The 23,000-nt window shown below is 68.1% G+C and carries 20 protein-coding genes; 7 read left to right on the top strand and 13 right to left on the bottom strand.

The window, feature by feature from the left end:
- The 4 genes from ACFXHA_RS20580 to ACFXHA_RS20565 all read right to left on the bottom strand — a co-directional run bounded on the left by ACFXHA_RS20580 (position 1) and on the right by ACFXHA_RS20565 (position 5,061).
- On the bottom strand, positions 1-288 hold the full coding sequence (locus ACFXHA_RS20580; RefSeq protein ID WP_379358976.1) for a hypothetical protein: 288 nt from the start codon (positions 286-288) through the stop codon (positions 1-3).
- A gap of 204 nt (positions 289-492) precedes the next feature.
- On the bottom strand, positions 493-1,479 hold the full coding sequence (locus ACFXHA_RS20575) for an alpha/beta fold hydrolase (protein ID WP_379358974.1): 987 nt from the start codon (positions 1,477-1,479) through the stop codon (positions 493-495).
- A 295-nt stretch (positions 1,480-1,774) separates the two neighbouring features.
- On the bottom strand, positions 1,775-3,730 hold the full coding sequence (locus tag ACFXHA_RS20570) for an acyl-CoA dehydrogenase family protein (RefSeq protein WP_379358972.1): 1,956 nt from the start codon (positions 3,728-3,730) through the stop codon (positions 1,775-1,777).
- 146 nt (positions 3,731-3,876) lie between these two features.
- Positions 3,877-5,061 (bottom strand): AAA family ATPase, encoded by a 1,185-nt coding sequence (locus ACFXHA_RS20565; RefSeq protein ID WP_379358970.1) that lies wholly within the window; start codon positions 5,059-5,061, stop codon positions 3,877-3,879.
- 204 nt (positions 5,062-5,265) lie between these two features.
- Here ACFXHA_RS20565 and ACFXHA_RS20560 point away from each other — a divergent pair, with 204 nt between their 5' ends.
- The 3 genes from ACFXHA_RS20560 to ACFXHA_RS20550 all read left to right on the top strand — a co-directional run bounded on the left by ACFXHA_RS20560 (position 5,266) and on the right by ACFXHA_RS20550 (position 6,828).
- Positions 5,266-5,523, top strand: coding sequence for a hypothetical protein (locus ACFXHA_RS20560; RefSeq protein ID WP_379358968.1), 258 nt, complete (start codon positions 5,266-5,268; stop codon positions 5,521-5,523).
- A gap of 283 nt (positions 5,524-5,806) precedes the next feature.
- Positions 5,807-6,391, top strand: coding sequence for a C40 family peptidase (locus ACFXHA_RS20555; protein ID WP_379358966.1), 585 nt, complete (start codon positions 5,807-5,809; stop codon positions 6,389-6,391).
- 56 nt (positions 6,392-6,447) lie between these two features.
- The gene (locus ACFXHA_RS20550) at positions 6,448-6,828 is read left to right on the top strand and encodes an RNA-binding S4 domain-containing protein (RefSeq protein ID WP_379359615.1); all 381 of its coding nucleotides are present in this window, start codon (positions 6,448-6,450) and stop codon (positions 6,826-6,828) included.
- A gap of 6 nt (positions 6,829-6,834) precedes the next feature.
- Here ACFXHA_RS20550 and ACFXHA_RS20545 read toward each other — a convergent pair whose 3' ends face one another.
- The 5 genes from ACFXHA_RS20545 to ACFXHA_RS20525 all read right to left on the bottom strand — a co-directional run bounded on the left by ACFXHA_RS20545 (position 6,835) and on the right by ACFXHA_RS20525 (position 12,284).
- A complete protein-coding gene (locus ACFXHA_RS20545) occupies positions 6,835-7,998 on the bottom strand; it encodes a cation:proton antiporter (protein ID WP_379358964.1) in 1,164 nt (387 codons plus the stop codon).
- A gap of 12 nt (positions 7,999-8,010) precedes the next feature.
- Positions 8,011-8,403 carry a hypothetical protein gene (locus ACFXHA_RS20540; RefSeq protein WP_379358962.1) on the bottom strand — a complete coding sequence of 131 codons (393 nt, stop codon included), beginning with the start codon at positions 8,401-8,403 and terminating at the stop codon, positions 8,011-8,013.
- A 14-nt stretch (positions 8,404-8,417) separates the two neighbouring features.
- On the bottom strand, positions 8,418-10,868 hold the full coding sequence (locus ACFXHA_RS20535) for an acyltransferase domain-containing protein (RefSeq protein WP_379358960.1): 2,451 nt from the start codon (positions 10,866-10,868) through the stop codon (positions 8,418-8,420).
- A 134-nt stretch (positions 10,869-11,002) separates the two neighbouring features.
- Positions 11,003-11,167: a type II toxin-antitoxin system VapB family antitoxin gene (locus ACFXHA_RS20530; protein WP_379358958.1), complete on the bottom strand. Its 165-nt coding sequence runs from the start codon at positions 11,165-11,167 to the stop codon at positions 11,003-11,005.
- Between the two features lie 142 nt (positions 11,168-11,309).
- Positions 11,310-12,284: an NAD(P)H-dependent flavin oxidoreductase gene (locus ACFXHA_RS20525; protein WP_379358956.1), complete on the bottom strand. Its 975-nt coding sequence runs from the start codon at positions 12,282-12,284 to the stop codon at positions 11,310-11,312.
- Between the two features lie 282 nt (positions 12,285-12,566).
- On the opposite strand from ACFXHA_RS20525, the gene fadD5 reads away from it, so the two are divergent.
- Positions 12,567-14,132 carry a fatty-acid--CoA ligase FadD5 gene (gene fadD5, locus ACFXHA_RS20520; protein ID WP_379358954.1) on the top strand — a complete coding sequence of 522 codons (1,566 nt, stop codon included), beginning with the start codon at positions 12,567-12,569 and terminating at the stop codon, positions 14,130-14,132.
- Here fadD5 and ACFXHA_RS20515 read toward each other — a convergent pair.
- Positions 14,129-16,561 (bottom strand): flippase-like domain-containing protein, encoded by a 2,433-nt coding sequence (locus ACFXHA_RS20515; protein ID WP_379358952.1) that lies wholly within the window; start codon positions 16,559-16,561, stop codon positions 14,129-14,131. The two genes, fadD5 and ACFXHA_RS20515, sit on opposite strands and share 4 nt — an antisense overlap.
- 241 nt (positions 16,562-16,802) lie before the next feature.
- Here ACFXHA_RS20515 and ACFXHA_RS20510 point away from each other — a divergent pair, with 241 nt between their 5' ends.
- Positions 16,803-17,429: a GDSL-type esterase/lipase family protein gene (locus ACFXHA_RS20510; protein WP_379358950.1), complete on the top strand. Its 627-nt coding sequence runs from the start codon at positions 16,803-16,805 to the stop codon at positions 17,427-17,429.
- On the opposite strand, the gene ACFXHA_RS20505 is transcribed toward ACFXHA_RS20510, so the two are convergent.
- Positions 17,375-18,832, bottom strand: coding sequence for a threonine/serine exporter ThrE family protein (locus ACFXHA_RS20505; protein WP_379358948.1), 1,458 nt, complete (start codon positions 18,830-18,832; stop codon positions 17,375-17,377). The genes ACFXHA_RS20510 and ACFXHA_RS20505 overlap by 55 nt on opposite strands.
- Positions 18,833-19,090: 258 nt before the next feature.
- Between ACFXHA_RS20505 and ACFXHA_RS20500 the strand changes: the two genes are divergently transcribed.
- Positions 19,091-20,008, top strand: coding sequence for a LysR family transcriptional regulator (locus ACFXHA_RS20500; protein ID WP_379358946.1), 918 nt, complete (start codon positions 19,091-19,093; stop codon positions 20,006-20,008).
- Here ACFXHA_RS20500 and ACFXHA_RS20495 read toward each other — a convergent pair.
- Positions 20,003-20,899: an NmrA family NAD(P)-binding protein gene (locus ACFXHA_RS20495; RefSeq protein WP_379358944.1), complete on the bottom strand. Its 897-nt coding sequence runs from the start codon at positions 20,897-20,899 to the stop codon at positions 20,003-20,005. The genes ACFXHA_RS20500 and ACFXHA_RS20495 overlap by 6 nt on opposite strands.
- 85 nt (positions 20,900-20,984) lie before the next feature.
- Here ACFXHA_RS20495 and ACFXHA_RS20490 point away from each other — a divergent pair, with 85 nt between their 5' ends.
- On the top strand, positions 20,985-21,404 hold the full coding sequence (locus ACFXHA_RS20490) for a winged helix-turn-helix transcriptional regulator (protein ID WP_379358942.1): 420 nt from the start codon (positions 20,985-20,987) through the stop codon (positions 21,402-21,404).
- Positions 21,405-21,407: 3 nt separating this feature from the next.
- Here the strand turns inward: ACFXHA_RS20490 and ACFXHA_RS20485 are convergent, their stop codons facing one another.
- Positions 21,408-22,991, bottom strand: coding sequence for a phytoene desaturase family protein (locus ACFXHA_RS20485; protein WP_379358940.1), 1,584 nt, complete (start codon positions 22,989-22,991; stop codon positions 21,408-21,410).
- Positions 22,992-23,000: the final 9 nt, after the last annotated feature.

Below are 23,000 nucleotides of genomic sequence, written 5' to 3'. Positions count from 1 at the left end.
CTATTCGGTGCGCGGGCGGGAGTGGAACCCCAGGCCCTCGTCCTGCGCGCCGAGCCAATCCTGTTCCTGATGCTTGGCATCGGGGACGTAGATGGTCTCCTGCTTGGCGCCGGGCGCCTCCGGCGGTGGCGTCTGTTCGAACTCGTCGGTGTCGATGACGAGCCTTTCCAGATCGTTCTCCAACCGGCGGATCGTGCCGGCGTCGCCGTAGTGCGACCGCAGTGCGCCTACGCACTGCCGGAGCTGGCCGACCGCGTAGCGGAGTTCCGCAATCTCGCTGCGTGTCATCGAAACCTCCTCGAGCCGTGTGACAGACCACACATCGTGATCTACAACACAGTACGTGATGAATTTCAATCCGTCTCGTTTGCCGATAGTACTCGCAGCTCAGGGGCCTGTCGCGTGAGCGAAAAACCGGGCATTGACGTTTCAGATGGCTCGAAACGGGCCGTCGCAGATGATCTTCCAGCTACCCCGCGACGGCTCTTCCCATTACCCCGCGATGGCCAGTTCCGGCCCGCAGTCGGGGCCGCAATCGGGGTCCTGTCCGCGGGCCGCCGCGGTCGCGCGGGCCACCAGTGCCACCACCGCCGCGGCCACCTCCTCCGCGCGTTCCAGGATCACGCTGTGCCCGGCGCCGTCCAGTCGCACCAGCTCGGCGTCGTCGACCTGTGAGGCCAGCACCACCGAATGTGCGAACGGGATCATGATGTCGGCCGACCCGGCCAGCACCAGCACCGGAATCATGCCCAGCCGGTGCAGGGTCGCGGACTCGTCGAAGCGCATGAGTGACTCCAGGAAGCTGGCCATGGTCAGCAGCGAGGTGTCGTTCAACATGGCCGTCGCCACCGCCAGCATGCGCGGGCTCACCTTGCGGGTGCCCAGCGTGGCGTCGCGCAGGATGGGCTCGAAGAGGCGGCGGCTCAGGTGTTTCGACGCCTGCATGGTGCGCGGGGCCTTGCGCACCGCGGCCCGCAGCGAGCTGACGGCCGGCGCACTCAGCAGTCGCCCCAGCCCGACCCGGGTGACCCCGCTGGCGGCGCTGGACAGCAGACCTATGCCGACCACGCGGGTGCCGATGGTCTCCGGGTACAGCCGCGCATACGCCAGCACCGTCATGGCCCCCATCGAATGACCCACCAGCACAACGGGTCCGGTCGGCACCACGGCACGCAGGACCGCCTCAAGATCTCGCGCCAGCTGTTCGATGGTGTAGGTCGAGGGATCGGCCGAGCCCGAATCCCCGTGGCCGCGATGGTCGTAGAAGACCATGTGGGTGTCATCGCCCCAGGTCTGCAGCAGATGCCCGCGCATGAACGCCCACGATTCGGCGCGCAGGCAATGGCCGTGCACGAAAACGACGGTGACCGGCGCGTCGGTGGTGCCGAACTCGCGGACCGCGAGTGGCACGCCGTCGTCCGCGGAGACGGTGATGTGGCGGCCGTCGAAATCGGCGGCCCGGGGGCTGGCTGTGGACATGACGTCCTCCTGAAGAGTTCGCCTTCTTGCCCGGTTGTCGATAGAAGTAGCCCCCGCGTTAACCCGTCACACCTGGCGTTATGCACAAGTTGTCCAACTGTCGCCGCCGATCTATGCAGCGCTGTCGGAGGATCCGCACGGCTCTCGGCAACTTGCAATATCTACAGATATCTAGTGACGGCACTAGATATATGTAGATAGCTGATAATTGGGGAATGCGAACTCGGGGACATAAGAATCTGCCGCTATCTAGCTGGATTGCTAGATAGCGGCAGATTGCCCTGACGAGCTTCGACTACTGGGTGGCCGCCGTCTTCGTGGACGGCAGGAACGGCCGGAGCAGGTTCTTCTCGGTGGATTCGCCGAACTGCCATTCGGAGATCCACGGCCCGGTGCCCTCGCTCGGGTCGAGCGCGCCCGCCTCCAGGAAGCGGTAGCGGCCGTCGAGCACGCCGCGGGTCAGCTCGGTGTCGGCGTCGTCGGTATTGGACCAGAGGGCGTCGAAGAGCTTCTCGACCCGCAGCCGGGACTGCCGGCAGAACAGGTCGGCCAGTTCCTCGGCGGCCACGCCGTCGGGATCGCCCGCCACGCGCAGGGACTGGGCGCGCACGCAGGCGGCGGCCATGGCGAACAGTTCCGCGCCGATGTCGACGATGCGGCCCAGGAAGCCCTGCTTGTACTCGAGCTTGGCCTGCCAGCGGGCCATGCCGTACATGAGCGCGCGGGCCTGCTTGCGCGACATGCGTTCGACGTAGCGCATATGCCGTGCGAGCGGACCGAATTCGCCGTAGGTGACCGGGGTGCTGCCCGCGCCGACGGTCAGTTGCGGGAACCACTTGGCGTAGAAGCCGCTCGCGCCGACCGCCGCCTTGGCCTTGGCCTTGAGTTCGGCATTGCGGTCCACCAGCGCGCCCGCGGCCGCCATGTGGGCATCGGCCATCTCGCGGGCGATGAGCAGGCGCATGATCTCGCTGGAGCCCTCGAAGATGCGGTTGATCCGGAGGTCGCGCACCATTTGCTCGGCCCCGACGGCTCTTTCGCCGCGGGCCGCGAGCGAGGCGGCGGTCTCGTAGCCGCGGCCGCCGCGGATCTGCACCAGTTCGTCGGCGATCTCGCAGGCCATCTCCGAGGCCCACAGCTTGGCCAGCGCGGCCTCGATGCGGATGTCGTTGCGGTTCTCGTCGCACATGGTGGCCGACAGGTCGAGTACCGACTCCAGCGCGAAAGTCGTTGCGGCGATGAAGGAGATCTTGGCGCCGACGGCCGCGTGCTCACCGACCGGGCGGCCCCACTGCACGCGCGTGGCCGACCATTCGCGTGCGATCTTGAGCGACCATTTCGCCGCGGCGGTGCACATGGCCGGAATCGCGAGCCGTCCCGCATTGAGGGTGGTGAGCGCGATCTTGAGCCCATCGCCCTCGCGCCCCACCAGGTTTCGCTTCGGAACCCGGACATTGTGCATGCGGGTAACGCCGTTCTCGATGCCGCGCAGGCCCATGAACGCATTGCGCCGCTCGACGGTGATGCCGGGGCTGTCGGCCTCCACGATGAAGGCGGAGATGCCGCCCCGATGCCCCTCGCTCTTGGGCACGCGCGCCATGACCACGAGTAGTTCGGCGACCACGCCGTTGGTGGTCCACAGCTTCACGCCATTGAGGTCGTAGGCCTCGCCGTCGTCGGTCGGGGTGGCGGTGGAGGCCATGCGCGCCGGATCCGAACCCACATCGGGTTCGGTCAGCAGGAAAGCGCTGACAGCGCCTTTGGCGCAGCGCGGCAAGAACTCTCGCTTCTGTTCCGGGGTGCCGGCCAGCTTGAGCGGTTCGGGCACGCCGATGGACTGGTGTGCCGAGAGCAGCACGCCGAGGCTGCCGTGCGCGGAGCCGACCAGCATGAGCGCCCGGTTGTAGCCGACCTGGGACAGGCCGACGCCGCCGTACTCCTCGGGAATCTTGAGGCCGAAGCAGCCGAGTTCGGCCAGCCCCTCGACGTATTCGTCCGGAATGCGGCCGTCCGCCTCGATGCGCCCGCCGTCGATGGTCTCGCAGAACGCGCGCAGTCGCGTCAGGTAGGCCTCGGTCTTGGCGGCGTCCTCGGCGCCGGGGCGTGGGAACGGATGGATGAGGTCGAGCCGGAACCGGCCGAGGAACATCTCCTTGGCGAAGGATGGCTTGTTCCAGGTGGTTTCGCGGGATTCCTCGACCAGTGCCCGGGCCTGTTCTTCGGTGGCGTCGACTTTGGCGGCAGTCGCCATGATGTCCTCCTCGACCGTGATGAGAATCACATTCGAGTGTAGGAGCGTTTGTTACCCACCGGTAGGGGGCGGCAATGATCGAAAAGCCTTGTCAGGGAAAGATCTTGATCAAATGGCTAATCTTTCGCTACTGCACATTTCTTTGGCTACTGCACGCTCCGCAGGTATCGGCCGAAATGCGGGACGGTGAAACCGATGCTGCCGCGCTCCGCCGAATAGATCAGGCCCTTCTTGATCAAACCGTCGCGGGCCGGGGACAACGAGGCGGGCTTGCGGCCCAGCTCGCTGGCGACGGCCGAGGTGGCCACCGGACCGTCGTCACCCGACAGATCGGCCATGGCGCGCATATATTCTCGCTCCGCCGGAGTCGCCCGCTCGTAGCGGGAACCAAAGAAACCGACCGCCAGCTCTTCTTCGGCGGTGGGCGCGGCCACCGCCACATCCTCGGCCATGATCGGACTCTGCGCCGCCGCGTCCCAGGTCGCCTTGCCGTACGCCTGCACGAAATACGGGTACCCGTCGGCCTTGCGGTACAGCGCTTCCAGGGCCTCCTCGCTGTACTTCACGCTCTCCAGATCGGCCGGCGCGGTCAGCGCTCGATCGGCCGCCTCCCGATCCAGCCGGTCGATGCGGTGATAGGAGAACAAGCGCTCGGAGTAGCTCTTGGACGCCGACAGCACCGCCGGCAGATGCGGCAGGCCCGCCCCGACCACGATCAAAGGTGCGGCGTCCTGGCTCAATTCGTGGCAGGCACCGCAGATGGCCGAAATGTCGGCCGCGCCCAGATCCTGCATCTCGTCGATGAACACCGCGATGCCGATGCCGACATCGCGCACCAGCGCCGCCGCCTCCATGAGCAGCTCCACCAGATCGATCTCGATATCGCCGGAGTCGGCCCGCCCGGTCACCGCGGGGACGTCGATGCCGGGATTCCAGCGCTCCCGCATGCCCTTGCCGTCGGTGGAGCGCAGCGCGAAAGCCTTGAGAATCCCCAGGAAATCGTCCACCTGCTCCGGATTGCGGTGTGCGACAGCGAGGGAACGCACCGCCATGTGCAGCGCCGAGGCCAGTGGCCGGCGCAGTTCCTGATCCGGACGCGCCTCCAGCTTGCCGGTACCCCAGCCGCGCGTGCGGGCCGCCGAGCGAAGCTGGTTGAGCAGCACCGTCTTTCCGACCCCGCGCAGGCCGGTGAGCATGACGCTGCGTTCCGGCCGCCCGCGCGCCACCCGCTCCAGCACGATGTCGAAGGCGTCGAGTTGCCGGTCGCGGCCCGCGAGTTCGGGTGGTCGCTGCCCGGCGCCGGGCGCGTACGGATTCCTGACGGGGTCCATGCGGCCCAACCGTAGCGCGGGAATCGCGGATTATCCGGGTGTCTACCGGGGGCCCTAGACGCAGCTATCGATGGGCATACCGTGCTGGTTCCGCGTGTGCGCGGCGGAAGTTCGCGCAGTGTGTCCGCGTTGTCCGCCGGGGTCTCTACCCTTATGCCTGATTCGTTGGGATGCAGCGTTCACGGATGCAGCGCAGGAGGGTTCATGTCGGAAGAGGCCATGCCCGTACCCACCGTCGCGGAGGTGGTCGAATCCTGGAACGTGCCCGCCGAGGCGATCGTCGCCGCGCGCATCCGCAACAACATCCTGGTGGCCATCGAGCGTGGGTACGACGATCCGCAACTGGTCGCGGATCTCGCGGTGGGTCCGCTGGTGATGGCGCTGGGGCAACTCGAGGTCGAGCTCGCGGACGCGCGCCGGCGGATTGCCGAGCTGGAGCGGCTGCTGGATGCGAAGAGTTGATAACGGCCGAGTCGATCACCTATACCGTCTCGTGATCCACCGCCCTATACACCGAATTGGCCTTCCAGCGGGGCATTTTGGAAAAGGTGCGACACACCCCTCGCGTCGGGTGGACAACCGGCGGACCGAGTCGTAATCTTCTCGTGACTTAGCGGAGTCTGTTGCTTCATCGGAGAGGCAGCCCGCTTCGTTACAGCAGCAAGATCGGAGATGCGGCGCAGTGGGTAAGCACAGCTTGCAGCGGGAATCTAGACTTCCGAATTCCGTCAAGGGTGCCATCGTCATGGGTGCGATGGCCGCGACGACAACGGGTGCGTTCCCGGCGATCACCGCCAGCGCCGCGACCCTCGACATCCCGGGCATCGGAAACTTCGATGTGCCCGACCAATTCGCACCCCAGGTGCAGCAGTTCAACCAGGCTGCCAAGGACGCCGCGACGGCGCTGGCGCCGGCCCCCCAGGCCGCCGCGCCCGCCGCACCGCAGTTCCAGCTGCCCTCCCTGTTCCAGCAGAAGTCCAGCAGCGTCGGCGATATCGCCCTGCACGCCGCCGAGACCAAGGTCGGCGCCCAGTACTCCTGGGGCGCGACCGGCCCGTACTCCTTCGACTGCTCCGGCCTCGTGCAGTGGGCCTACAAGCAGGCCGGAATCGAGCTGCCCCGCACCAGCTTCGAGCAGTCCAACGTCGGCGCTCCGGTCGCCTTCGAGGACCTGCAGCCCGGTGACATCGTCATCACCAACGGCGGCGGCCACGTCGGCATCTACGCCGGTGACGGCAAGCTGCTGAACGCCGTGCAGACCGGCACCCCGGTGTCGTACACCAACCTGCACCCCAGCCAGGTGGTCACCGCGCGCCGCATCGCCGCGTAGCGAGTTTCGATCTTCGGGTCGCGTCGCAGTATCGTCGAGACGTGACCCCTGCTCCACTGAGCACTACGGCCCAGGCCCGAGTTGATTCTTGGACCTGGGCCGTGCGCATTTTCAAAACCCGTTCGGCGGCCGCCGCGGCCTGTCGCGCCGGGCATGTGAAGGTCAACGGCGTGCCCGTGAAACCGGCGCACAACCTCAAGCCGGGCGACGAGATCCGGGTTCGTGTCAATGGTTCCGAACGCATCGTCATCGTCGAGCAACTCATCACCAAGCGGGTCGGGGCGGCCGTGGTCGTGCAGGTCATGATCGACAAGAGCCCGCCCCCGCCGGACCCGCAGCTGACGGCGTTGATGCCGCATCGCGATCGCGGCGCGGGCCGTCCGACCAAGCGTGAACGTCGCGAGACCGACAAGCTCCTGGGCCGCGACGCCGACTGACCCGGTTCAGGACTTCGAATCACCCTGCGGTGGAGCCGGACTCCCCGGTTGTGCCGTGGCGGCCTCCCGGGCACCCCAGGCGGCGGCCGCGATGGTGATCAGCGCGCCCAGCATGAGCGCGGCCGGTTCACCGGGTTTCAGGACATGCAGTTGGGTGCCGACGGTGACCGCGGCGACCGGGACGCCGATCTGCGCGGAAGCGATGGTGCCCAACGGGACCGGCTGACCGAGGAAGCGCATCAGTGCGTGCACGAGGACGGCTCCGCCGCCGAGCGCCAGGCCCAGCAGGATCAGGTACGGGTGGTCGCCGAACTCGCGCAGATTCAATCGCGCGCCCAGCCAGACGAAGAACAGCGGTGCGAAGAAGCCGTCGCTGAGGGCGAAGAGCTGCCGGGCGACCCGGCGCGGTTCCCCGATGGCCGCCACCACCAGACCGAGTGCGAAGCCCGCCAGCATGATCGAGACGTGACTGCGGGTGGCCAGCGCGCCGAGCGCGAACAGCAGCGCCAGGCTGACCCGCAGTTCCAGGGCGAACTGCCGATCCTCGGACACCTTGTGCAGCCGATGCCGGATGCCGGAATCCTCGATCCAGCGCAGGAAGAAGTAGACGGCCACCGCCGCCGCGGCCACCAGCAGCGCGCCGATCGCGGCCCGGCCCGCATTGCCCGGATCGATCACCAGCGGCAGCGCCACCACCGCCGCCGCATCCGCGATCGCCACCTGGGCGGTCAACTCCAGCACCGACTTTCCGGTCAGCCCCTGCGAGTCGAGGATGGGCAGCACGATGGCCGCCGAGGAGGAGGCCAGCAGCACCGCGTAGAGCAGTCCGTGCCCGGTGTCGAACCAGACCGCGATGCCCTGCCCGGCGATCATGGCGAGCACGCCCACCACGGCCGCACGCAGTGCGCCCCGGCCGAGGGCCGAGCGGATGGACGCGTCGCGCACCGGCACATGGGTGCCCGCCACGAACATGACCACCGCGAAACCGACATCGGCGAGGAAGGTGAAGGTGGGGTCCTCCGGGTGCAGCAGCCGTAAGCCCGTGGTGCCGCAGACGATTCCGGCCAGCAGCTCGCCCAGGATGACCGGCAGATGCCAGGACTGCCGCCAGGCCAGCCAGGGCCCGGCCAGGCCGAGCAGGGTGATGAGGGTGAGGGTCTGAAAGTTCACGGTGTCGTCTCGTCAGTGCGGTAGGGCGGCGATCTTCACGGGGATCGCGATGTTCTCGTCGGTGTAGTAAATGGCGCACACCCGGTGGTAGCCGTCGGCGATCACCATGGGCACGCCCTTGCGGAAGTCCCCGGCCACCACCAGGATCGGCGAGAGCGCCTTGCCGGTGACGATCTTCTGCAGGTCACGCCGCACGTACGGGTTGGAGGTGGGCAGGGCGTCGAGCGCGGAGGCCCGCAGCAGGTCCTTGGCCTTCTTGTAGACGATCGGCGCGGCCCGCAACTCCTGCACCACCTTGTCGATGGTGGTCGCGTCGGCCAGCATCTCCAAGTAGTCCGCAGCGGCCGGATAGTCGTGCTCGTCCGGCTCTTTCTTCCACTTGACCGTGATCTCTGGGTCCGCCATGGAGTCATCCTGCCCTAGGCGGCGGGCCCGACCTCCCAATCCACGCATATGACGCGCCGATCCGCCTGCGCTGCCGCGAATTCCCGCACCGCCTCGGGTTCACCGGTCCCGGGCACCGGGGTCAGCAGCACGGTGAAATCCGTCGGATCGGCCGCGGTCAGCTCCAGCAGATTCGCGGCCGCCACCAGCCGCGTCTCGCCCGACGCGTGCACCACGCCGCGAATCGCGGCCCCGCACTCGCGAATGTCCTGCAGCGCCATCGCCAGATCCGTCCGATCCGCGCAGTCGCACCGCATCACCACGATGCGATCCTCCATCCCCGCCAACCCGGTCGGCAGCGGCCGCGGGGACCGGGTCAGCACCACCACATCCCGCGCTCCCGCCCCCAGCAGCCACCGCACCGCCGCCTCCCCCTGCGCCCCCAGCCCACCCGCCACCACGTACGCGCCTTCGGGTCGGATTTCGATGGCGGGGAACACTGGAACGATCTCGGCCGTCCCGTACTCGGAGTGTGGCCGGTGCCGGGTGTCGCCGGAATCGCCTCTGCGCCATTGCCGTTGCGGCGGTCCGGCGAGGTGCGGGCCGAGTGCCGTCCAGTCCACCGAACGCCCCTCCAGATACCATTCCGCGATGGTGCGCAGCAGGCTCTCGGCCTCGTCGTCCCGGGTCAGCACGGCACGAGCGGGGGCGTGATCGCGCAGCCCGGGTGTCAGCACCGGGTAGGGGCCGATCTCCAGCACGGTCGTGATTCCCTCGGCGGCAGCGCGTTCCAGCGCGGCGGCCAGTTCGACACCGCACGACGCATTGTCGGCCCAATAGTCGGCATCCAGCCGTGCCGCGAGTTCGCCGCGCCGAGTTGTCGAATACAGCGGGCGCGCGGGCGGGACCGGTGCCAAATCGGAAAGGTCACCGCGTAATTCGTCGATCCGGCGGCGAACCGCGGGCAGGTGAGCGGGCCGGGACACGGCATCGGGCGCAAGGAGTTGGGCGAAGATGGCGCGGCGATGAGCCCGACGCACCAAGGCTTCGACGTAGCGCGGCTCGCCGGACACGGTGATGGTGGTCGGACCGTCCACCGCCGCCAGCGCGACCTCGGCGCGCATGGGCTCGAGCAGCCGGGTCACTTCCGCCCGGGTCCCTTCGAGGACCGCGGCGGCTCCGCCCGATCCGGCGTGCGCGAGCAACCGCGCCCGCGCCACCGTCACCCGTGCCCCGTCCTCGATCGACAGCCCACCGCACGCCACCGCGGCGGCGACCTCTCCGGCCCCGTGCCCGGCCAGCGCGTCCGCGTGGATCCCCCACGTCTCGAGCAATTCGGCCAAGGCCACCTGGAATGCGAACAATGCCGCCTGCTCGAATACCACCTCGGCACAGTCGTTCTCGCCGGTGCGGTGGAATCCGTGCCGGGGTGTCCAGACCCGGGGGCCGCCCGCGGCGGCGACGGCGTCCACCGCGGTGGTCAGGGCGGTCGCGAAGATCGGGTAGCGGGCGGCGAGGCGGCGGCCCATGCGCGGGTGGAATCCGGTGCCGGGGAACAGGAACAGGGTCCGGCCGTCGTGGGGAGTGTGGGCCGGATCGAAGATGCCGGTGGCGGTGGGTGGCGCGTGGGCGATGCGCCGCGAGAGCGTTCGTAGCTGGGCCGACGCGTCGGCGCTGTCCCGGGCGAGGATGACGGCGCGGGTGTGTTCGGGGACGAGCCGTGCTGTCGAGGAGGCGAATTCGCGCAGCGAGCGGTAGGAGCCGAGCGCGACGGCCCAGCGCAGCGCGAGCGCGTGGACGGTGGCCGGATCGGGGCCGCTGATCGGGACCAGCACCGGTGGTTCGTCGCCGCGGTCGCGGTCGTGGGTCGCGCGGGCGGGGTCGTCCAGGGCGATGTGCGCGTCGAGGCTGTCGGCCTCGGGGAATCCGAGTGCGGGGCCGCCGATTTCCGCGTAGCGGCGGCTTCCGGTCCGCAGCGCGTCGGTGGTGCGTTGCAGCACCAGGACGGTGCAGACGCCGGTGCCTCCGGTCCGGGGCACCGGCAGGCGAAGGTCCGAAATGTCCGGTAGCAGAGTGAGATCCACGCCGCCCGCGAGCACGAAGGGGACCGATTCGTCGGCCAGCAGTCGGACGCCCATGTCGACCGCCACCAAGGGCGAGGCGCGCTGGCTGTCGACGGTCAGGCTGGGGCCGCGCAGGTCCAGCGCCCTGGACAGGTGGTGGGCGGAATTGGTGCCGCCGATCGCGCCGAAGACCACCGCCGCGTTGGACGCCGGTGCCAGGCAACCCAATCCGGAGTCGTCGAGGGCCTCCACGGCGACTTCCAGATTGGTGCGCTGGCGCGGGGTCAGACCGGCGGCCGCGAGGCGGTCCAGGCCGAACCACTCGTGGTCGAAGTCGGTACCAGTCGCCCGGCAGCCGACACCGACGATCGACACCCGCGGAAACGGGGTGGGATCGGTCGATGCTCTGCTGCTGTGCCCCACAGGAATGTCCTCCCGTGTCCGCGCGCTGTCGGCCGCCGAGGTACCACCCGCGATTCTGCCAAGATTTCGGCGCGCCCAGAAGGGCTTTCACGCAGGTGCGTCCCATACCCGCTGGGGGCTGGGCTTACCGGGCCCTAGGCCGTCCGCGCCGGAAAGGGGTGGTCGAAATCCTCGGCGGTGGCGTGTGCGCTGAAGAATCTCAACGCTAGGTTCACCGCATCCTGTTCGGTGTACACACCGGAGATGGCCATGGCTCGGCGCAGCGCGTCGTCGTCGAGATAGATTCGAGTGATTGCCATTTCAGGCACCTCCGCCATCCGTCGTGTACTGAAAGCATGACGGATACAGCGGTCAGCGATAGCAGAAATGGCAAGAGCCCTTGGCACGATTGCCAAGGGCCCATTGCCGTAATTGTCTGGGACGTACCGACTTTCGCCGGAATTATCCGATCATGCCCGCGAGCCGCTGACCGATCAGCGCCTCGGCCTCGGACACCATCCGCGACACCAGCTCACCGCAGGTCGGGATGTCGTCGATGAGACCCTGCACCTGACCGGCCGACCAGATGCCGGCGTCCAGATCGCCCTCTTCGAAGACGCGGCGACCGCGCGCACCCGCGACCAGATCCCGCACGTCCTCGAACTTGCCGCCGGCCTTTTCGATTTCGACGACCTTGCGGCTGATCTCGTTGTCGGCCACCCGCGCGGTGTTGTGCATGGTGCGGAAGATGAGCTGGGTGGCGCGCTCGGAATTCGCGACGATCTGCTCCTTGACCGTCTGGTGAATCGCCGACTCCTGGGTGCACATGAAGCGGGTGCCCATGTTCACGCCGTCCGCGCCCAGCGCCAGCGCCGCGACCAGGCCGCGCGCATCGGCGATGCCGCCGGAGGCGATGACCGGAATGTCGAGGGCCTTGGTGGCGGCCGGAATCAGGATCAGGCCCGGGACGTCGTCCTCGCCCGGGTGGCCCGCGCACTCGAAGCCGTCGATGGACACGCCGTCCACGCCGATCTTCTGCGCCTTGAGCGCGTGCCGCACGCTGGTGCACTTGTGCAGCACCTTGATCCCGGCCTCCTTGTAATAAGGAAGGAAGGGCTCCGGGTTGGACCCGGCGGTCTCCACGATCTTCACGCCGGACTCGATGATCGCCTTGACGTAGTCCTGGTAGGGCGGCGGGTTGATCGACGGCAGGATGGTGACGTTCACGCCGATCGGCTTGTCGGTCAGCTCCCGCGCGCGCTCGATCTCGCGCAGCAGATCATCCGGGGTGGGCTGGGTGAGCGCGGTGATGATGCCGAGACCGCCGGCCTCGGAGACCGCGGCGGCGAGCTCGGCCCGGCCGACCCACATCATGCCGCCCTGGACGATCGGGTGTTCGACGCCGAACGTCTCGGTGAACTTGGTCTTCAGTGCCATGGGGCTGTCCTCTCCCTGCCTCTCGCGACTGCCCTGATACTCGCATAGTTGCATATGGGGCGACAACCCCGATGTGAGCCGGAGTTTGCTGGTCCGATGGCGTATTTCGGTCCTGCCTGTGGATAACTGCTCGCGCACCGACTTCTCGTCCACCTCCGTATTTATGTCTTGAGCTGCTGGTTGAAGTGGTGAGAACTTTTCAATGAAACCTTCTCTGTAACCCTTGTCACTTCAGAAAGTTAGCGAGTATTCTCACGCTCGACCAGCGTGAAAGGACACTGCATGACCTTCCAGCCGCTAGACGAGCCGATTCGGTCGCGTCGCAATCACTGGGTGAACCAGATCGCGACCCACGCGGCCATGCGGCCGGACCATGTCGCCTTCCGGTGCAAGGGCGTCGACACCAGCTGGAAGCAGCTCCACGAACGGTCGGAGAAGTTCGCCGACGCGCTGTCCCGTCGAGGGGTCGGGTTCGGCGATCGGGTGCTCATCCTGGCGCTCAACTACACCGAGTACATCGAGGCGGTCATGGGCATCAATGCTCTGGGCGCCATCGCGGTACCCGTGAACTTCCGGCTCACCCCGCCCGAGGTCGCCTACATCGTGGCCGACTCGGGCGCCAAGGCGATCGTCACCGATTCGGTGCTGCAGCCGTTGGCCGTGGGTGTGGCCGGGCAGGCCGTTGGTCTCGACACCGTCGTCGTGATCAACGGGCAGACCGCCGAGGGCGTGCTCGGCTACGACGACGCGCTCGCCGAGGCGGGTGAACCCCATGCGCCGCTGGACATTCCGGAGGACACGCCCAGCCTGATCATGTACACCTCGGGCACCACCGGCACCCCCAAGGGCGCGGTGCTGACCCACGCGAACATGAATTCGCAGGCGCTGACCTGTATCCGGGCCCTCGGCGTCACCACCGATTCCATCGGCTTCTGCACTTCGCCGCTGTTCCACATCGCCGGATTGGGCAGTCTCACCCCGGCTTTCCTGCTCGGCAGCAAGACCGTGCTGCATCCGCTCGGCGCGTTCGACGCCACCCAGTTCCTCGACGCCATCGAGGCCGAGCAGGCCACCACCGCGTTCTGTGTGCCCGCGCAGTGGCAGCTCATCTGCGAGGAGCCGACGGTCAAGCAGCGCAAGCTCGCGTTGAAGGGACTGTCGTGGGGTGCGGCCCCGGCCTCGGACAGCGTGCTGCGCGCCATGGCCGACTGCTTCCCGGACGCCTCCAATGTCGCGGTGTTCGGCCAGACCGAGATGTCGCCCATCACCTGCGTGCTCGACGGCGAGGACGCGCTGCGCAAGCTCGGCTCGGTCGGCAAGCCCATCCCGACCATCCAGGCCCGCGTGGTCGACGACGAGATGAATGATGTCGCGCCCGGCGAGATCGGCGAGATCGTCTATCGCGGACCGACTCTCATGCAGGGCTACTGGAACAAGCCCGAGGCCACCGCGGAAGCTTTCCACGGCGGCTGGTTCCACTCCGGCGACCTGGTCCGAGTGGACGAGGAGGGCTTCGTCTACGTGGTGGACCGCAAGAAGGACATGATCATCTCCGGGGGCGAGAACATCTACTGCGCCGAGATCGAGAACGTGCTCTTCGCCCACCCCAAGATCCACGAGGCCGCGGTCGTCGGGCGCAAGCACGAGAAGTGGGGCGAGGTGCCGGTCGCCGTGGTGGCGTTGATGCCCGGTGTCGAGGACCTGACTCTCGAAGAGCTGGAACCGTTCCTGAACGATTCACTGGCTCGCTACAAGCACCCCAAGCATCTGGTGATCGTCGCCGAGCTGCCCCGCAATGCCAGCGGCAAGGTCGTGAAGGTCGAACTCCGCAAAGAATATTCGGCCTAGATCATGTCCTTGCGGGTGAGCCAGCGCATGATCGGCCAGCCGCAGAACACGGGCAGCCAGCAGGTCAGCACGCGGTAGAGGAGGACGGCGGGGACGGCGATCCCCGCCTCGACTCCGAAGGCGGCCAGGCCACCGATGAGGGCGGCTTCCACAGCGCCCACACCACCGGGTGTCGGGGCGGCCGAGGCCAGCGTGCCACCGACCATGGTGACGATGGTGACCGTCACGAAAGTCGTGGAGCCGCCGAAGGCTTCGATGCTCGCCCACAGCGCCAGCGCGGAGCCCAGGGTGGTGGTCGCGCAACCGGCGATGATCATGCCGAGGCGACCGGGGCGTCGCCCCAGATCCTTCAACTGCGCCACCACCTCCGCCAGCTGCGGACGCACCTCGTTGAGCAGCCAGCGGCGGATCTTGGGAATGAACATGGTCGCGCCGAGCAGGCCCAGCAGCGCGCCCGCGACGAAATACAGCACGGTGGCACTGGGCACGAAATGCGACAGGTTCGTCGAAACCCCCGCCGCCGCACCGAAGATCAGCAGCAGCACCAGGTGCGTGACCACCTGCACGGTCTGCTGCAGGGCCACGGCCGCGGTGGCGCGCACCGCGCCCAGGCCGCCCTTCTGCAGGAATCGCACACTCAGCGCCAGACCGCCGACACCGGCCGGAGTAGTGGTCGCGGCGAAGGTATTGGCGATCTGCATGAGCAGCAGGTTGCGGAACTTCACGGCCTCGGAAGCGCACGCCCACAACGCCATTGCCGCACCGACATAGGTCAGCGCCGAGACCGTCAGGCCCAAAGCCGCCCAGCCCCAGTGCAGGTTGTGCAGTTCGGTGAAGAAGGTCGGCACCTGGCTGATGTAGGGGTAGGCCACGTAGACCAGGCCGATGAGCAGCACCAGCTGCACGATCTGATTGCGCGAGAACCGGGTGACCTGCGCGGCCGCGATCTTGTCCTGTCCGGTCTGCTCGGCCACCTCGGCGCGCAGATCCTTCATGAGCGCGCCCGCCTCCGGCACCGCCTTGCGCAGATGCGCGGGCATGGCGGTCTTGGTGAGCCGGGTCGAGGCGTCCAGCACGGCCTGCTTGTCGAGCACCTCGAGAGCGGTGCGCACCGCCGGTTCGGGGCCGAACAGGGCGGACGAACTCAGCAGCAGCTGCGCCACATCGGAGTCGAAACGCACCTTGTAGGCGCCGAATTCGGACTGCACGAAGCCTTCGAAGAGCACGGTGTCGTCGTCGAGTACCCGAATCTCGTCGGTGCGCAGATCGCCGTGCGAGATCTGTGCCTGATGCATGCTGTTGAGCGCGCGCCAGGCGCTGGTCAGCGTCTTCTCGCTGTCGGAGGCGGCGAGCGGGCGACCCTGGGGGACGGTGTGCGCGTACATCATCCAGCTGCGGTCCAGTGCCGCGACGGTGAGCGGCTTGTTGCTGGCCAGCCCCAGATCCGCGATGGCGAAACCCATCAGCGCGCGATGCTCGACCGCGCGCCGCATGGAGGCGAAGGAGGCCGGATATTCGCCGCTGCGGATGGTCAGCCAGCGCTTGAGCTGCTGCAGCATGCCGCGGCTGCGCTGATTCGCGCCGTACAGCTCGAGAATCAATTCATTGTCGGGCGACGGGGTTTCGCTGTCCGCGGCCGATGCCGCCGCGGCACTCAGCTCCGGTTGCGGCACCGTGCTCGCCGAGAGCACCAGCGGCCCGCGCGCGGCCGGGCGCAGCACCTTGAAGGCGGTCACCCGGAAGCCGCGCCGGGCCAGCACCCGCACCGCAGCATCGAGGGGCACCTCCAGTGCGGGTGTGCCGACCACCAGCACGATCACCGCGCCGATCAGCCAGCCCACCACCAGCCCGAGGGCGGCGCGCGCGGGCACCACCAGCGAGACGAACAGGTGGATGGGCACGAAGGCCAGCAGCAGCGTCCACCACCAGCGCCGCCAGCGGGTGGGCAGCCACGGGCTGGCCACCGTGAGCACCGCCGCCAGCATGGCGATCCAGCGCGGATCGTCGAGGAACTGCGACAGGAAGGTATTGACCTGCTGCGGTTCCGACAGATGCCAGCGCGGCGCGGTGAAACCGGTGCCGGTGATGGAGAACAGGCCGAGCGCGATCAGGCCCGCGGAGATGAAGCCCGCCAGCAGTTTCCACTGCCGGCGCAGCACCAGCCGCACCAGGATGGCGAAGGGCAGTGCCAGAATCGCGATGCCGTAGACGATGTAGACCAGGTTGGACTGTTCCGGGGTCAGGAAGCCCACGATGCCCGAGACCGATCGCTCCAGCTGTTCCCACTGGGGCCGGGTGATCAGCGATCCGGTGATGACGATGGCCACCGCCAACGCGGACAGCGCAACGCGCAAGATGTCACTGGTCCGGCGGATCCGCGGCTGCAGCAGGCTGCCGGAGACGGGAATCTCCCGCCCGTCGACTCGCATGTCCTATTCGCGCTTTCGGATCGTGGGAACGGCTGCGGTCCCATGGTCGGCTCGGTGTGAGTATGCGCCAGGCGGCCTCTTCCGAGGTCACCCAACACGCCGGTAACCGTAACAGTGTTCGATCCGGTGTCCGCTGCGCGCAGTCCGGAATGTACAACTCCGCGGATCCCGCGAACTACCTGTTATTCCTGCTTAATACCAGAGTGCGATGGATTGTGAAGGGGCGTGCGAGGATCGGTGCGTGGTGCTCGATCTGCGTGTCTGCTTCATCGGTGAGTCCTTCGTGGCGGGGGTCGGTGATCAGAAATGCCTGGGCTGGGCCGGGCGGTTGGCCGCCAGAGCCATTGCGGCGGGGCAACCGCTGACCTATTACAACCTCGGGATCCGGCGCGAGAACAGCACCGAGCTGTCGTTGCGCTGGGAGGCCGAGTGCGCGCTCCGGCTACCGGCGGGCTCGGACGCCCGGGTGGTGATCTCCACCGGCGTCAACGACACCCAGTTCGAGGACGGCCGCCCACGCGTCGACCTCGAGGACTCGGTGCGGAACCTGGCCGCCATCCTGCGCACGGCGCGGGAAAGGGGTTGGCAGACAATGGTGGTCGCGCCGCCGCCCAATGTCGACGATGCGCACAATGCCCGGATCCTGGCGTTGGACACCCGCTACGCCGACCTCTGTGAAGAGGTCAAGGTGCCGTATCTGCGGACGCATCACCCGCTACGCGAGAACACCGTCTGGATGCGGGAGGTCACCGCGGGCGACGGATATCACCCGGGCGCGCCCGGCTATGACGAGTTCGCGGCATTACTCGCGCCTCACTGGCTGCTCTGGCTCGCCGATCCGGGCTCGGAACTGCCTGTCGTGCGCTGAGTTTCAGGGGCACCGCCGGCGGCATGCCTGCCGGTGTCGGGGCCCAGCCAGTCCTCGACCATGTTCTCCAGTCGCGGTCGCCGCGTCGAGGACACCAGTCCGGACCCGACCAGCACGCCCATGGCGATGGCGAGAATGGTGAGCACCGCGTTCACGATCACGTGCAGGCCGTTGGGATCGTTCTTGGTCACCAGTTCCGAAACCCCGGTCAGTCCCATGCCACCGGGCACCAGCATCCAGAACGCGGGCAGGAACACCACCTGGGTGGGCGGGGCGTCGTTGCTGCGCTGCACCAGGTAGGCGACGGGCACCGCGATCATGCCGCCGAGGAACGAACCGAGCAGTCCGCCACCGTGCAGCTGCTGGCCCAGCTGCTGCCCGCAGAAGGCCGCGTACAGCACGATCAGCAGCCAGCCCAGCGACTTCTTCGGCGCGCTCGCCCGCCAGCTGTGGCCCAGGCCGATCAGCAGCACCCCGAGTACCGGTGTCCACCAGCCCAATCCACCCCCGTGCGCCGGTTTCGCCGACGGCAGGGTGCCCAGCAGCTGCAGGCCGATGAGGATGCCGAAGGCCAGCAGCAGCAGTTTGTTGAAGCCGTAGATGGTGCGGCTGGCCCCGGCCACCATGCTGCCGGTGGCCAATTCGATCGACCCGTTGGTCAGCGCCGCACCCGGCAGCAGACTCGACACCGACGGGATCAGCAGCTGGGACGGATTGCCGCCGCCGAGCGCATTGGGAAAACCGAAGGACAGCAACGTGACCAGCGCCCCGGCGACCACGGGCAGCCCGGTCGAGAGCAGCCGGAACCGATCGGCCGCCATCAGCAGCAGCTGGACCACCAAGCCCAGCACGATATAGCCGAGCAGCGCGTTCGAGGTGGGATTGAGCATCAGGCCCAGGCCCACCGTCAGCACCACGTTGCCCAGCAGCAGCCGCCAGACGGGGGTGGGCTGTGGAGAGGTGAGGATGCGGGCCAGCTGGGCGGTCGCCTCGGCGGGCGGCGGCACATGGGTCTTGATGTCGTCGATGAGCCGGTAGAGCGCGGCGATCTGATCCAGGCGCAGCGTGTCGGAGTCGGCCTCCAACAGGTCGACCGCCGAGCCGCGCGAATCCTGCACGCGCACGAACACTCCCGTGGGCAGCACGAAGAAGTGCACCTCGTCGACGTCGTAGCGCCGCGCCAGATCGTCGAGGATGTCCTGCACCCGGGTGGTGGTCTCACCGGAGCGGATGAGCGCGACACCGAGATGGCGCAGCAGGTCCAGCAGGTCCTGTGAGACCGGCGGCTCCACCGGTTCGGGCGCTTCCTCGGGCGGTGCGGCGGTGTCGGCGCTGACCCGCCGCAGCCAGCGGTCCATGGATCCCGCGGCCTTGCGGGTCGCCCCGTAGAGACCGCGTGTCATGGGACCCCGGCCCTGCTGTGACCGCCGGTGCTGGGGCAGATGCCGCTCGCTCGTACCGATCGCCTCCGTACTCGATGGCGTCCCACGCGGTTGCGGGGGCGCGTCTTCCGGTCTACTGATCAGGCAATCTTCTAGCAAATGAATCTAGCGTGAGATGGGCGACAGACCTGTCCGGAACCGCCGATAGCATCCGCCTCATATCCCGTCTTCCAAGGCTTGGGGTATGCCTACCGGTTGCCCTGTTCCTAACCTGGTGGCATGGATATCGACACGCGACTGCTGCGTTACTTCCTGGCAGTCGCGGATGCGGAGAACCTGCCGCGGGCGGCGCAGCGACTGCACGTCGCGCAGCCCGCGCTGGCGACCCAGATCAAACAGCTCGAACAGCAGCTGGGCGTGGAACTGTTCATCCGGTCCCGCGCGGGCTGGACGCTGACCGCGGCCGGGAAGGTGCTGGCCGAACAGATCCCGCCGCTGCTGGCGTCCTGGGATCGGATACTGCGCGACACCAAGAGCGATGCCAGCCGCGCCTCCCGGGTGCTGCGGCTGGGCTGCGTCAACAGCGCTGCCGACAGCCACATTCCGGAGATCATCCAGGTCTTCCACCGGCTGCACCCGGACTGGCAGGTCGACATCCACACCGGCGGCTGGACCGACCCCAGCGCCGGGCTGGACGAGGGCGATGTGGATGTGGCCCTGCTGCGGCTGCCGTTCCCGGGCCAGGAGGACTATCACGTGCGGGAGCTGTTCGCCGAGCCGCGCTGGATCGCGCTGCCGCACGATCATCCGCTGGCCGCGCGCGAGGACCTCGCGTTCCGGGAACTGTGGGACGAACCGTATGTCGCCTCGCCCGCGGAAACCGGTTGGTGGCGCGACTATTGGATGGGCCTGGACGCCCGGCCCGCCGACACCGCCATCATCGGGGCCATCGCGCGCAGCACCGAGGAATGGCTGCGCGCCATCGCCAACGGTTTCGGCGTCAGCTTCACCCCCGCCTCGACCGCCCGCACCGCCTACCCGGGCGTGGTGTTCCGGCCGGTGCACGGCATCGGCCCCACCCGGGTGGCGGTGGTGTGGCCCGACGCCTCCGAGGCGGATCCGGTGCTGCGGTACTTCATTCGCTGCTGCTCCGACATCATGGGCCAGCACGGGGACCACGGCCGCCGCACCTCATGAGCGGCTGAGCGCGGCTGCCGAGTGCGCGAGCGCGGCGGCGATCTCGTCGCTCACCAGGCGCGGGGCATCGGTCAGCAGGGCGGGCAGGTCGCTGCTCGTCGCGTGCAGGAAGCCCGCCTTGAGATTGGCGAACAGCGACACACTGTGGCCGATCCGGTACGGCTCCAGATCGCTGCCGAGCATACCGGCGCGCAGATCGGCGAGCGGGACATCGCGGTATTGCACCGGGCGGCCGAGGGATTCGCCGAGCAGCTCGGCGATCTCGACACCGTCGACCGAGCCCACACCCTCCAGTTCGTAGGTGCGACCGGCGTGCGCGCTGGGTGTTCCGGCCCGCAGGTCGGCCTCGACCTCGGCGGCCACCCGGATCGCGACCTGGGCCAGATCGTGCCGCGACACCCCGGAGATCCGGCCGGTGCCGAACGGGGCGGTGAAAACACCGGTGGCGAAGGCGGTTTCGATCGCGTCCGCGGCCAGACCGACGGTGAGTTCGCTGTAGAAACCGTTGCGCAGCACCGTGAATTCGAAAGGTGCTGCCGCCAACTGCTGTTCGGTCCACAGATGCGGGACGGCGATGGAGGTGTGCGACGCCGACGTGGACAGGCTGGTGTAGATCACGTGCCGCACCCCCGCGGCCGTGGCGGCCGCCACCAGCGCGCCGTGGCGGGCGGTCACCACATCATCCTCGGCGTACCCGGCGGAAATGAAGACCAGCACGTCCACCCCGCGCAGGCCGTCGGCGAGCGTGGCCGGATCGTCGAAGTCGAGGCGGCGCACGGTGTCGCCGTCACCGGAACTGCTGCCCGCGAGCACCTCCAGCTCCGGGCGGGCCCGCAGCCCGTCCAGCACCAGTCCGCCCAGCGCGCCCGAGACACCGGTTACCAGGATCATTTTCGTTTCTCCTCGTGTTGAGCAAGTCGTGTATTTCGACACGACCGAGCCTGCGGGAGCCGCGGTGAGCTGGGAAGAAGGCACTTTGCTGTCAGTCACGAACACCGCTGATACCGACCAGGTCGCGCCGGTGAATCCCGAAGGGCCGTGTGGCGATGATCGCTGCGGTATTCGCGACACCGTCGAACGCCTCGGCGACAAGTGGACCATCCTGGTGCTGGTGGAATTGAGCAAGGGAGTGCGACGCTTCGGCGAATTGCAGCGCGCGATACCCGGCATTTCCCAGCGCATGCTGACCCTCACCACCAAACGCCTGTGGCGCGACGGGTTTCTGGAGCGCACCGCCTATCCGACGATTCCGCCACAGGTGGACTACCGGCTCACCGAGTCGGGCGAGAGCCTGGCGCGGGTCGCCTTCTACCTGGCCGACTGGTCGCGTGCGCAGATGGCCGGAGTGGCCGCCGCCCGGGATCGCTGGGATGCCGAGCACGGCGGCCTGGATTGAGGCTCAGCCCTTTTCGGCGCCCCGGCCCATTTCGAGCACGGCCATCGCGGCATTGTGGCCGCCGATGCCGCTGACCCCGCCGCCGCGCACCGCGCCCGCGCCGCACAGCAGGATATTGGCGTGCCCGGTCGACACGCCCCACCGGGCGGCAGGGCCGTCATCGGCCTCGTTCCGGTAGGGAAATGCCAAGTCGCCGTGGAAGATATGGCCGCCGGGCAGGGAGATCTCCCGCTCGAGTTCGAGCGGCGTGCGGGCCTCCACACACGGATTGCCCTCACCGTCGAGCGCCAGGCAGTCGTGGATCGATTCGGCGAGTACCGAATCCAATTGTGCCAGTGTGGCATCCACCAGCCGGTCCTTGGTGCCGCGCGGATCATCGGCGAAAAGCTTTGCGGGGGTGTGTATCCCGAACAGTGTGAGGGTCTGGAATCCGCGTTCGAGCAGTTCCGGCGCGAGGATCGTCGGGTCGGTCAGGGTGTGGCAGTAGATTTCCGAGGGCGGGGCCGAGGGCAGTTCGCCCGCCGCCGCCTCCCGATAGGCCTGCTCGAGTTGCCGCGCCGACTCGGAGATGTGGAAGGTCCCGGCGAACGCCGTGCGCGGATCCACGTGCGAGTCACGCAGTTTCGGCAGCCGCCGCAGCAGCATATTGATCTTCAGCTGGGCGCCCTCGGGTTTGTCGGCTTGCTCGCCGAGCAGCCCGGCCAGCACGTAGGGCGCGGCGTTCACCAGCACGTGCCGGGCCGTCGCCGTGCTCTCGCCATGGCGGCCCGAGACCCGGACTTCCGCTGTGCGGCCGTCGGTTTCGATGCCGGTGACCAGACTGCCGGTGCGGATCTCGGCCCCGGCCGCGCGCGCCGCGCCGGCCAGCGCGTCGGTCAGCGCGCCCATGCCGCCGACCGGCACATTCCAGTCCCCCGTGCCGCCGCCGATGACGTGATAGAGGAAGCAGCGGTTCTGCAGCAGCGACGGATCGTGGGCGTGGGTGAAGGTGCCGATCAGCGCATCGGTGAGCACCACGCCGCGCACCAGATCGTCGGCGAAGCGAGCTTCCACCGATTCCCCCAGTGGCCGTTCGAAAATCGCCTCCCAGGCCGCGGAATCGTCGACCATGCGCTGCAATTCGGCGCGGGTCGGCAACGGCTGCGTCATGGTTGGAAAGACGCGCCGGGCCAGTCGCCCGGTCATGCCGTAGAAGTCCTGCCAGGCCGCGTAATCCCGCTCCGAACCGGTGACCTGCGCGAAGCTTTCCCGGGTGGCCGACTCCGAGCCGTTGTCCACCAGCAGCCCGGTGTCACCCACCGGCGTATAGGAGGAGATGCGGCGCTTACGGGTCTCGAAGCTCAGATCCAGGTCCCGCACAATGCGTTCCGGCAGCAGGCTCACCAGATACGAGTAGCGCGACAGCCGCGCGTCGAACCCGGCGAACGGCCGCTCGGACACGGCCGCGCCGCCGGTGCGCTCCGCGCGCTCCAGCACCAGCACCGACCGTCCGGCCCGAGCCAGATAGGCGGCGGCCACCAACCCGTTGTGTCCGCCGCCCACCACGATCACGTCGTACCCGGTCCGCCCGGGCGTCCCCGCAGTCATGCGCTCATC

The organism is Nocardia sp. NPDC059240 (assembly GCF_042753865.1).
GTDB lineage: Bacteria > Actinomycetota > Actinomycetes > Mycobacteriales > Mycobacteriaceae > Nocardia.
Note: the sequence above shows the minus strand (reverse complement) of the source record. Positions and strands in the feature narration are given on the sequence as shown.